Below are 12,005 nucleotides of genomic sequence, written 5' to 3'. Positions count from 1 at the left end.
ACACAGGCGTGCGAAAGCTCAAATTCGGACTGATCAGCTCCATCTGAATGGTCCGTTTGAGCGTTTGTACATGATCGGCCTAAGTTTCATCGGGATGACGGCTTCGGCCCAAAGCTGCCGTTGTCCACCCATTTGCCATACTGCGATCGCAGCCCGCATTGCCGACATTCGCTGCGATAGCAAAATCTAGAGGTCAATGAATGGGAATGTCGCCGTACTTTGCTGCATTTCGGTTTTTCAGCGCCATTGTCCGGTGTGTGCGCTCGCACCGGCAGGAAGCAGTCATCGCTGCGGTGCCGTGCTGTTCACCGCGTCACGGATAAGGGTGACACACGTTTGGACACGCCTGCTGCTTCAAGAGCAGCACAAAAAAAGTGGTAGCATGGTCCCACACTCAGATGGGCGCCCATAGCGCACTGCGTCCGTCGCTACCTGTTTCGCTGCTAGCCTGTGTCAATCTGGTGAACGAGAAAACAGTCCGGGAGAGTTTCAATTGCAGGACACTTTTTCCCGAGGCCACGGGTTGACAGGTACCGCCCGACGTCAACCTGAGGCTTGCGGCTTCACAGGGAAACCAGCTCATGGTAACCCTTAGAATATTATAACTGCAGACTTCTGAATTGTCTTGAATAGGTTAGCAGTCTTTGTTGATTGAAAGCCAAGCGCCTTGAGCAAATCGAAAGCGAACGCAACGGAACAAAGTACATCAAGGCCTACGGAAAGCGGTGCGGTGGATGGCGCGACGGCTGCGCAACTGACGGCGGTGTCCGATGTCATGCAGGTCTTGGGCCGGTCACGGGACGACGATGGCCCCGTTTTTCAAACAATTCTGACCAACGCCGTTGAGCTGTGTAACGCGCAGATGGCGGGTCTGATCCTCGCGACACCGCAGGACGACGTCCAGACGCTGGCTGCGCATATTGACATGGCTCCGATGGCGGTCGAGCTTTTTGAAACGGGCGGCATGAAGATGGACCCGGACCTGTCGTACACGGCGCGGGCCATTGTCGAGGCGCGCCTGATCGCGCTCGAAGACATGGGTGACAGCGATCTCTATTCTGCCGGCAGCCCTGTGGTGCGTTCGATGGTCGATGACAGCAGCATCCGCAGTGTTCTCTTTGTCCCGTTGGTCGGGCAGCAGGGGGCCATCGGCGCAATCACATTGCTGCGGGGCAAACGCGCTCCGTTTTCGTCAAACGAGATTGCGCTGGTCCAGGCATTTGCGCTTCAGGCGGTCATTGCGATTGAAAACCAGCGCCAGTTCCAGGCCGTTCAAAAACAGATGGAGCGTGAACGCGCCTCTGCCGAAGTGCTCAAGGTGATCAGTGCCTCGCGCGCGCAGGAGGCACCTGTTTTTGAGGTTATCCTGCGCAATGTCGCACAGCTGTGCGAGACGGATCTGGCGACCTTGTCGCGCGTCTCATCCGACGGTGCGCATCTGGAATACGCCGCCCATATCGGGATGGACCTGCCGACCTACAACCTCGGTCAGGATGTCTGGCCGATCGATGGCCCCATGCAGATCGCGCAATCGGTGCGTGAGGCGCGCGTGGTGCATTCGCCAGACCTGCGGCTGACGCAGCCCTATATCGAGGGCGAGCACTACCGCCGCAAGATCGCGGACGACGAAGGCATCAGAAGCATGCTGACCGTTCCGCTTTTGACAAGTGACGGCGCGGCGGTCGGCGTGGTGGGGTTGTACCGCAAACGGATGCATCCGTTTGATGACGACGAAATCGCCCTGGTGGAGAGCTTTGCCGCACAGGCGGTCATCGCCATCGAAAACGTGCGCCAGTTTCGTGCCGTGCAAACGCAGCTGGAGCGCGAGGCCGCGACGCGCGACATCCTGTCCGTCATCAGCCGCAGCCGTGACGACGAGACGCCCGTTTTTGAAAAGATCGTAAAGCTTGGTCACCGTCTGCTGGGCGCCTCTTTCTCGGCCTTGATCCTAGGACGGCAAGGCGACGCGTACCAACGCATGGCCGCCAGCGAAAATGTGCCGGACTACATAACCCAGATGTTCCACGATCAGCGGTTCCCGATGGACCCGGCCCAGTCGATCACGCCCAAATCGATCATCGGCAAACAGGTGATCCACATTCACGACATGGCCGAAACCGAGGAATACAAACGCGGCGATCCGCGATTTGTGCCGATGGTCGAAGATGCCGGGATGCGGACCAACCTGTTTATACCGCTGATCCATAACGGTGAGGGGATCGGCTGCCTGCTGCATCCGCGCGATGTCGTGAAGCCATATACCGACGATGAAATTGCGCTGATACAAACCTTTGCGGATCAAGCGGTCATCGCTATCGAAAATGCGCGCCAGTTCCGCGAGGTGAAGGAGCGGCTTGAGCGGGAAGCAGCAACCTCGGAAATCCTGTCAGTTGTCAGCCAAAGCCGCGATGACGCCGCAGCCGTCTTTCAAACCGTTCTGGAACAGGCCACAACCGTGTGCGGTGCCGATCAGGCCGCCTTGGTCCTGCGCATGCCGTCTCGCGAAACCTATCAGCTTGCCGCGAATTGGGGCCACGCCAACGAGGTGTCCAAACCGGGCGATGAATGGCCCCTAAGCGGCCCACAGACAGCGGCCACAGCAATCAGGACAGGCAAGGTTGTCGAATTGCCCGACTTGGCCGACACCGATGCGTATCGCGGCGGCGAACCGATCACCGTGTCGCTGGTCGATGGCGAAGGCATCAGGTCCCGTCTGGCCGTGCCTTTGATCCGTGACGGCGAGGCTATCGGCGCAATTGCACTCAGCCGCCGCGAGGTCCGCCCATTCACTCCGACGGACATCGCATTGATCGAAAACTTTGCAAAACACGCCGTCATCGCGATCGACAACGCGCGGCAGTTCACCCAGACTGAGGAAGCACTGGCGCACCAGACGGCCACTGCGGGCATCCTCAGTGTCATCAACCAGAATCCAGGTGACGTTCAGCCTGTTTTCGATCTGATCGCCGCATCTGCGATGGAGCTGTGTGGCGCCAAATTCTGCAATATGTGGCGCATCGAAGACGGGATGCAGCATCACTGCGCGACCGCCGGTTTTGATGAGGCCAATCTCGACAGCTATCTGGCCCAGTTTCCGCGGCCTGCAGGCCCGGATTCCCTGTCGGCCAGAGTGGTGGAAAGCGGCGCGGTCGAGCGCATCGAGGACGGACAAGCCCCTGGCTACAAAGACTACAAGCTGGCGATTGAGAACGGTTTTCGTGAAATTGTGGGTGTCCCGATTTCTGTCGGCGGTACGATCTGGGGCACGATCATTCTGGCCTGGCCCGACGGCGTCACGCCGACCGAGGCGCATATCCACCTGACGCAAACCTTTGCCGAACAGGCCGCCATCGCCATCGAAAACGTGCGGCTTTTCACCGAAACGGAGCAGCGCACCGCAGAGGTTGAAGAGGCGCTGGTGCGTGAACAGGCCAGCGCGGAAATCCTGCAGGTCATTAACGAATCGACCTTGAATCTGCAGCCGATGTTTGACCTGATCGTGCAGAAATCAGCCGAGCTGTGCGGCGCGCGGTTTTGCGTGCTGGACCGGTTTGATGGGCAGGCCTATCACTTTTGCGCGCAACACGGGTTTCCACCGAAACTGGCTGATGACCTGATGGCGGAATACCCCGTAACAGAGGCTGAAGGTCATATTGCGGCCAAGGTGGTCGAAAGCGGGTCGGTTGTCCAAATAAAGGACGCGCAAGACGGGGCGGAGTATTATGCGCCAGACCGGGCGGCCGCTGTCGGTTGGCGGCGTATGCTGGGTGTACCGATCCGTGACGGAGGGCGCATCTGGGGGGTGATCAGTTTGGCTTGGCCGGGCACCGCCGCACCACCACCCGCGAACGTTGAACTGGTCCAAAGTTTTGCGGCGCAGGCCGGCATCGCAATCGAAAATACGCGCCTGATGCAGGAAACGCGCGCTCGCACCGCAGAGGTCGAAGAGGCGCTGGAACGGCAGAAAGTCACTTCCGAAATCCTGCGCGCGATCAGTCAGTCGCCCACCGACGTGCAACCCGTCATGGAGACCATTGTCAGCAACGCCACGCAGCTGATCAAGGCCGATCTGGCCATTTTTCACCAGCGCTATGAAGACCACTATTTCCCATCAGCTGGATCAGGTCCAAAAGGCGTATTGATCACCGACAGGATAGTGGAAGTTGCGCGCAAACGGGCGCAGAAATTCACTTCTGACGGAGTGCCACTGCATCCTCTGGCCCCGGACGAAAACTTCCCCTCCCGCGCTATGGTCACCGGTGAAGTGCAGCACATCATCGACTGGCCAAACGCGGACATTCCTCCGCATGAGGTCGAGCGAGGAAAACAACTGGGGCTAAAGTCCGCGATTTATATTCCACTCATGCAGGGTGACACCAGCATTGGCTCACTTGCCATTGGGTCGACGGAACAGACCGCGTTTTCGGATCAGGATATCGCCCTGGCGCAGTCGTTTTGTGATCAGGCGGTCATCGCGCTGCGCAACACGCAGCTTTTCGTTCAGACGCAGCAGGCGCTGGAACAGCAGACGGCAAGCGCTGAGATCCTGAGTGTGATCAGCCAGTCGGTCGAAGACACCCAGCCCGTCTTTGATCTGGTGGTGCAAAAGGCCGCAGAGCTTTGCGGGGCGTCGTTCTGCGTTCTGGATCGCTTTGACGGAGAAGCCTACCACTTCTGCGCGCAATATGGATTTCCCCCCGACCGCGCCGCCGCACTATTGGATGATTACCCGTTCACCGAAGGCAAAGGTCACATGTCGCCCATGGTGATCGAAAGCGGGCAAGTGGTCGAAATCGAAGACGCGCAAAGCGGGGACGTTTACTACGCGCCTGAATTGGCCAAGGCGGTTGGGTGGCGGCGCATGTTGGGTGTGCCGATCCGCGCTGGCGCGCAGATTTGGGGCGCTGTCATTGTGGCGTGGCCGCATACTGCACCACCATCCGACTCGGATATCGAATTGATCCAGAGCTTTGCCGCGCAAGCCGGCATCGCCATCGAAAACGCACGTTTGATGCAGGAAACCAAGTCCCGGACGCTTGAGGTTGAGGAGGCGCTGGAACGCCAGACGGCGACTGCGGAGGTGCTTGAGGTTATTTCCAACTCGGTCGAAGATACCAAGCCCGTCTTCTCCAAGATCCTCCACAGTTGCGAGCGACTGACCAAATCGACCGATCTGTCGCTGATGACACTGGACGAAAGCAATCTGGTCCACCTGGCAGCCTTCCGAGGCGAGGCCGCCACACTGACCGCCCAGAATTACCAGCCGATGCCGCTTGAAGAGACAATCCTGAGCGGCGCTGTCAGGCAAGGCGAGGTTATGCACTACGCCGATGTGGCGAACGATCCTAATGCCCCCGAGGCTCTCAAGAAGATGGCCACAAAATTTGGCAAGGACACAGAAAAGATGTCTGCGATTGTGGCTCCGATGATGTGGCAGGGCAGCCCTATAGGAGGGATTCTCGTCACGCGTATGATGAATGACGATAACTGGGTCCCATTTACCCTCCGAGACAGGGAACTGCTGGAAACGTTCGCAGATCAAGCGGTGATCGCGATCCAGAACGCGCGGCTCTTTTGGGAAACGAAGGATGCGCTTGAGCGTCAGACCGCCAGCGCCGATATCCTTCGGGTCATCAGTGAAACGCAGGATGATCTTTCGCCTGTCTTTGATGCGATCCTCAGCCGTGCGGCGGACCTCTGTGACGCGCCGATGGCCAGCCTGAACATCGTCAATCCCGAACGCACGCATGCCAGTCTTGTGGCCCATCATGGCGACCGGTTGCAGGCGCTGGAAGTGGGCAAGACGCAGTGGCCGCTCGATGACGACCTGTCCAACGCCGTTGCGATCCGGAGCAAGAAAGCGGTCCAAATTCCCGACCTGAAAGAAACCGACCTCTACCGCACGGGCAACGAAATCCGCCGCCATGCGGTAGACGAGGAAGGGGTTCGCACCTTCCTCGCCGTGCCTTTGGTGCACAAGGGGCTGGGGATCGGCAACCTCGCCCTCTACAAGCGCGACGTGAAGCCCTTCACCCCAGAGGACATCGCCGTTCTGGAAAGCTTTGCCGATCAGGCCGTTATCGCCATCCAGAACGCGCGTCTGTTCAATGACACACAAACCGCGCTCGCGCGCCAGACAGCCAGCGCAGACGTTTTGCGCGTCATCAGCCAGTCTCCCGGCGATGTCACGCCGGTATTCGAAGCCATCTGCGCGTCTGCGACATCACTGCTTGCAAGCGATATGGCCTTTGTGATGACCACGGACGGCAAGACCTATGCGCCTGTCGCTGGCGCAACGCCTGCCGGGGTCATTGAAGATCTCGGGCCTCAGAGCTTGCCTGTCGATCCCGCGCAGAACTTTCCATCTCGCGCCATCCAGTCACGGCAGTTGCTGCACCTTCCCGATTGGTCGACGATTGATCTGCCACCGCACGAAGAGGGCATACATCAGAGGTATGGCGTTCATTCTGCGCTCTATCTGCCTTTGAATTTGAAGGACGGACTGTTCGGTCTGCTGGCGCTGGCGCGGAGCGCGAAACAGGCGTACAGCGAAGACGAGATTGCCCTGGCCACCTCGTTCAGCGACCAAGCCGTCATCGCCATCGAAAACACACGCCTGTTTAACGAAACCCAGACGGCCCTCGTGCGGCAAACCGCCAGCGCCGACATTCTTCGGGTCATCAGCCAGGCGCAGACGGACCTGCGCCCCGTGTTCGAGGCGATCGCAGGGACTGCGGTGAGACTGCTGGACTGTGACGTCTGTTCGGTGATGATTGTCGAAGGCGACACGTTTGTTCCGCGCGGCGCGGTCAGCACGCACGGGCCCATCCTCGACCTGGGCGATGGCAATTTGATTGATGCCGAACGCAGCTTCCCGGCGCGCACGATTGTAAACAAGGAAATGGTCCATGTGCCCGACTTCTGGGCGGTTGACCTGCCTGTTGACGAGTATTGGGCACGGGAAAAATTCGACATTCATTCGGCCCTTTACATGCCGCTTATGCGCGGCGAGACGTGTTTGGGTGCGGTCGCATTTTCGCGAACGGTGACACGTGCATTCAGCGGCGAAGACATAGCGATGGCCAAGACCTTCTGCGACCAAGCGGTGATCGCAATTGAAAACGTCCGGCTTTTCAACGAAACGCAGGATGCATTGGCGCGCCAGACAGCCAGCGCGGATGTGCTGCGGGTGATCAGCGAGTCCCCCACAGACGTGCGCCCCGTTTTCGAGGAAATTGTTCAAGCCGGGGTGCGGCTGGTGGATTGCCATATGGTCGGCGCGACGATCCTTTCGGGGGATCAGTTCAAAGTCATTGCGCGCGCGCAACAGGGCGGTCTTGAGGTGATAGATGAGACCAACAACAGCTTTCCATTCGATCCTGAGATGAACTTCCCCAGTCAGGTGATGCAATCAGGCACCATGCTGCATCTGCCGGATTGGGAAACGGTCGCGCTGACGCCCTTTGAGCAACGCACCTTTGAAAAATACAGTGTCCGCGCATCCCTTATGCTACCCTTGGTGCAGGGCGGTACGTCGCACGGCGTCATGCTGTTTATCCGGCAAGACCCTCGGCCGTTCAGTCGTGAAGAAATTGCCGTTGCAAAATCGTTCTGCGATCAGGCGGTGATCGCCATCGAAAACGTGCGCCTTTTCCGCGAGGCTCAGGACGCCCGCGAAGAGGCCGAAAAGGCCAATGAGGCCAAAAGCGCCTTCCTTGCCACGATGTCCCACGAAATCCGCACGCCGATGAACGCGGTGATCGGGATGAGCGGTTTGCTGATGGATACGCAGCTGAACGCCGAGCAGGCTGATTATGCCCGCACCATCCGCGACAGTGGTGATGCGCTTCTGGGTATCATCAACGAAATCCTCGACTTCTCCAAGATCGAAGCCGGGCAGATGGACATTGAGGACCACCCGTTTGATTTGCGCAATTGTATCGAATCCGCGCTGGATCTGATCAGCGGGCGCGCTGCCGAAAAGCAGTTGGAGCTTGCCTATGTCTATGATGACTGCGTGCCTGTCGGGATCAGCGCGGACCTGACGCGCCTGCGGCAAATCCTGCTCAACCTGCTGTCGAATGCGGTCAAGTTCACCGATGCAGGCGAAGTGGTGTTGTCGGTCGAAGCCGCCCGCTCGGACCGTGGGAAAACAACCCTCGAATTCAGCGTCCGCGATACCGGGATTGGGCTGACCGAAGAGGGCATGAGCCGCCTATTCCAGTCCTTCAGTCAAGCTGACAGTTCCACAACCCGGAAGTATGGCGGCACCGGGCTGGGCCTTGCCATTTCCAAGCGGCTCGCGGAACTCATGGGCGGGACCATGTGGGCGACAAGCGACGGTGCGGGCACTGGATCGACCTTTCACTTTGCCATCGAAGCAAAGCCCGCCGCACTGCCCGACACCGAAAGCCGCAGCCTGATCGGCGAACAATCCGAACTACAGGGCAAACGTCTGATGGTCGTCGACGACAACGCGACGAACCTCAAGATCCTCACCTTGCAGACCCAGAAGTGGGGCACGCAAACCACAGCGTTTTCGACGCCGTCCAATGCGCTGAAGGCGCTTGATGCCGGGCAGCGCTTTGATCTTGCGATCCTTGATATGCACATGCCCGAGATGGACGGCATCGACCTCGCTCGCCAGATCCAGACGCGCCAACCGGACCTGCCGAAAATCCTCTTCAGCTCGCTCGGGCTGCGCGACACGGACGAGGACAAGGACCTCTTTGCCGCCGCATTGGCCAAACCGCTGCGCCAGTCTCAGCTGTTTGACACGCTCGTCACGCTCTTTGCACCGGCAATCGCAACCAAGGTCAAACCCAAGGCACCCGGAAAGCCGCAATCGGACCCCGACATGGCCAAGCGTCATCCCCTGCGCATCCTTCTGGCCGAGGACAACCTGGTGAACCAGAAACTCGCCACACGGCTGCTTGAACAGATGGGCTATCGCATCGATCTGGCCAGCAACGGGATTGAGGCCTGCGAAAGTGTGGCGCGCCAGACCTATGACGTTGTCCTGATGGACGTGCAAATGCCCGAAATGGACGGGCTCGAGGCTTCGCGCAGGATCAACCGCGAACATGCAGAAGGACGCCCTCGTATCATCGCGATGACCGCCAATGCGATGCAGGGCGACCGGGAAATGTGCCTGGCCGCAGGCATGGACGACTACATCGCCAAACCGATCCGGGTGGATCGCTTGGTCGAAGCCCTTTTGAACGTTCCGACATCGCGAGAGGATCAGGAATGACCAAGGATATCGTGAATACCGAAACCTACGCCGAGCTGTGTGAGGCGATGGGCGCGGATTTTGCCGCCGAGCTTCTCGACACCTTCCTGAGCGAAGGACCGACGATGCTCGCAAACCTGAAAACTGCTGTGGATGCGCAGGACGCTGACGGCTACCGCCGCGCTGCGCATTCGATCAAATCGAATGCCGAGATTTTCGGGGCAAAGGCGCTGGCTGACCTGTCGCGACAGATGGAACTGACCAGCCTGTCCGACGCGCCGCCACCGGTCGTGGAGCTTGAAACCACATGGTCGGATACCGAAACAGCGCTCAGGTCTCTATGCGATGAATGATGCGCCCGGGCATGTATTGATTGTCGACGATAACAAGGTGAACCGCCTGCTCTTGACGCGCAGTGTCGAGATGCTGGGCCATCGCGTGTCCGTCGCCGAAAACGGTCGGATTGCGATGGACATGCTTGCATCTGATCGGTTCGACATCCTTCTTCTGGATATCGAGATGCCTGAAATGGATGGCTTTGAAGTGCTCGAAGCGATCAAGAGTATCCCCGCCCTGCGCCACTTGCCCGTGATCGTGACCTCGTCAATCGAAGGGCTCAACAACGTCGTGCGCTGCATCGAGTTGGGGGCCGAGGACTACATCCCAAAACCTGTGAACAAGGTGCTGCTCAAGGCCCGTGTCGGCGCCAGCCTTGAACGCAAGCGGCTGCAAGACGAGCAAAAGGCACTGCTGAACCGGTTTGCCACCCAGGAGGTTGCGGATCAGCTCACCGAAAGCGGGTTCGCCATCGGGGGGGAGCGCCGGGTTGCAACGGTGCTGTTCTGCGATATCCGGGATTTCACGGCCATTTCCGAGACCATGACGCCAGAAGCCACGATTGATCTGATCAACACCTATTACACGTTGATGTTCGACGCGGTGTCCAGTCAGGGGGGCATTGTCAGCCTCATGGTCGGTGATGGGCTCATGGCGCTCTTTGGTGCCCCCAACCCGCTGGAGAATTCGGCGCAACGCGCGGTATCTGCCGCACAAGACATGCTTGCGATGACCGCCGCCCTGAATGAAGAACGTGCAGCGGTCACAGAGGCGCCCTTGCGGATAGGTTTCGGGATCGCCACGGGTGAAGTGGTCGCTGGGTATACAGGCACGCAACACCGTGCGACTTACACCTGCGTTGGCAAAACGGTGAACCTTGCGGCCCGGTTGGAAGCGTACACCAAGGTTGCCGGCTGCGAGATCCTGTTTGACCAGACGACACGTGCCAGCCTGCTGAATGCCTCCCAAACCCGCGAGATCGCCAACGTTCGTTTGAAAGGGTTCGCAAACACAGTGAACGCGTTTACTTTTGCATGATGGTCTCTAAAGCGCACGTTCCATGAAATGGACGTAGGGTTTCCACTCGTCAGGGAAGCCTTCGGGATGCGACGCATCGGTAAATTCGGCGGCTTGATACATCGCTTTCGCATGTGTCAGAAAAGTTGCGGATGAAAAGACCACTGTTTGGTACCCGTCTTCGATCATTTGCTTGAACATTTTATCCAAAAGAAGGCGACCAAACCCGTGACCCCGGCCCGCGTCGCTTAAAAACATCCGATTGAATTCGGCAACACCAGCCGTCATTTCATTGTACATGACGCAGCCGACCGGTTGGTCGTCAAGATACGCCACAACGATACCGCCACGCGGTCTTGCGTGCAGGGGTGACACGTTCTCTAGGATGTCCTCGAACCGGACACGTTCCATCGGGTATCCGTCCACGGGCCAGTCCGATGGGTAATTTTGCTAATGCCAGTCCAGCCATTGCCGGCAAAGACCACGAGCGGTCTCAACGTCCGCGTCGTCAGATGTCAGTTTCATCGAGATCCCCTCTGCTCAAGCTCCTATCGTGTTCTCCTTTTCGGAAGAGTGTGTTTTTCATTCGGTTAAGTCAAATAAGTCAATTTGCGAACGCGATTAGTCTCCCACGTTCAGCGATTTCATCCATGAGTTCTTAATTCGAGTATGCAAACACCATAGAAACGAAAGGAATGACCACTGAGCGGGCTGCAACACAAGCAATGAAACCGATTGATGGTAACGGCTTCAGGCTGTCATCATTGGATCCAATATTGGCTCTGCGGTGCTCCTTAAAGCTTGGGACATGATACAGCATTGGGCACTTGGGCTCACTACCGAACTCCGCAGCGGCGCTGCATCGGGCCCAAACGCGCCGCCAAAATTGATGAACGGCCCGTTGCGGCCGTTGACCACGTTATCTGGATGCTGCGGTCGCAGCCCGCATTGCAAACATTGGCTGCACGCGCGAAATCCGACGAAAGCTAAATTCACAGTTCGCCGAACCAACCCGCCTTCAACTATTGGTTTCCAAAGTGTGCTGTGCGCTGTTTCAACCAAAGCGATAATCATCACCGTCGAAAAGGCATTCAGGTGGATAGTAGGTATCGCTGCCGGGCAGAAACTACGTCACACGCGCGCGATCGCCAACTGCGTGGATGTTCACCTACTGCTGCACTTCCGACAATTGACGCACATCCGCCTGTAAGCACGTTGTCTCCTTTATCGGTCCGCACCTTCATTTTTTCAGAACCAAATCGTAAGGCGGAACCAAATCAGGAATCGGCTAATCGGGGCCCGACGCGGTTATGATTTCAAGTGACGCGGCAGCAATGGCTGCGTAGGCCAAGCGCTCTTTTGTGGTCTAGGCAGCTTAAGATCTGGATGCGTTCCAAGCCGCCGCGCGTGCGGGTTGAGA

At 58.3% G+C, this 12,005-nt stretch carries 4 protein-coding genes; 3 read left to right on the top strand and 1 reads right to left on the bottom strand.

Annotation, left to right across the window (positions count from 1 at the left end; all coding sequences use genetic code 11):
• Positions 1 to 667 precede the first annotated feature (667 nt).
• The 3 genes from Q1A32_RS10990 to Q1A32_RS10980 are packed head-to-tail and all read left to right on the top strand — an operon-like array spanning position 668 to position 10,606.
• The gene (locus Q1A32_RS10990) at positions 668 to 9,253 is read left to right on the top strand and encodes a GAF domain-containing protein (RefSeq protein ID WP_299652632.1); all 8,586 of its coding nucleotides are present in this window, start codon (positions 668 to 670) and stop codon (positions 9,251 to 9,253) included.
• A complete protein-coding gene (locus tag Q1A32_RS10985; RefSeq protein WP_299652629.1) occupies positions 9,250 to 9,585 on the top strand; it encodes an Hpt domain-containing protein in 336 nt (111 codons plus the stop codon). Before Q1A32_RS10990 ends, Q1A32_RS10985 begins: the two co-directional genes overlap by 4 nt.
• Positions 9,578 to 10,606, top strand: a complete 1,029-nt coding sequence (locus Q1A32_RS10980; protein ID WP_299652626.1) for an adenylate/guanylate cyclase domain-containing response regulator — start codon at positions 9,578 to 9,580, stop codon at positions 10,604 to 10,606. The genes Q1A32_RS10985 and Q1A32_RS10980 overlap by 8 nt, the downstream gene beginning before the upstream one ends.
• A gap of 6 nt (positions 10,607 to 10,612) precedes the next feature.
• On the opposite strand, the gene Q1A32_RS10975 is transcribed toward Q1A32_RS10980, so the two are convergent.
• On the bottom strand, positions 10,613 to 11,011 hold the full coding sequence (locus Q1A32_RS10975) for a GNAT family N-acetyltransferase (RefSeq protein ID WP_299652623.1): 399 nt from the start codon (positions 11,009 to 11,011) through the stop codon (positions 10,613 to 10,615).
• Between the last annotated feature and the right edge of the window lie 994 nt (positions 11,012 to 12,005).

The sequence above is a fragment of the uncultured Tateyamaria sp. genome (assembly GCF_947503415.1).
GTDB lineage: Bacteria > Pseudomonadota > Alphaproteobacteria > Rhodobacterales > Rhodobacteraceae > Tateyamaria.
Note: the sequence above shows the minus strand (reverse complement) of the source record. Positions and strands in the feature narration are given on the sequence as shown.

Coding starts and splice junctions, on each gene's coding strand:
- Q1A32_RS10985 (WP_299652629.1), top strand. CDS start 9,250: ATGACCAAGGATATCGTGAATACCGAAACCTACGCCGAGCTGTGTGAG.
- Q1A32_RS10980 (WP_299652626.1), top strand. CDS start 9,578: ATGAATGATGCGCCCGGGCATGTATTGATTGTCGACGATAACAAGGTG.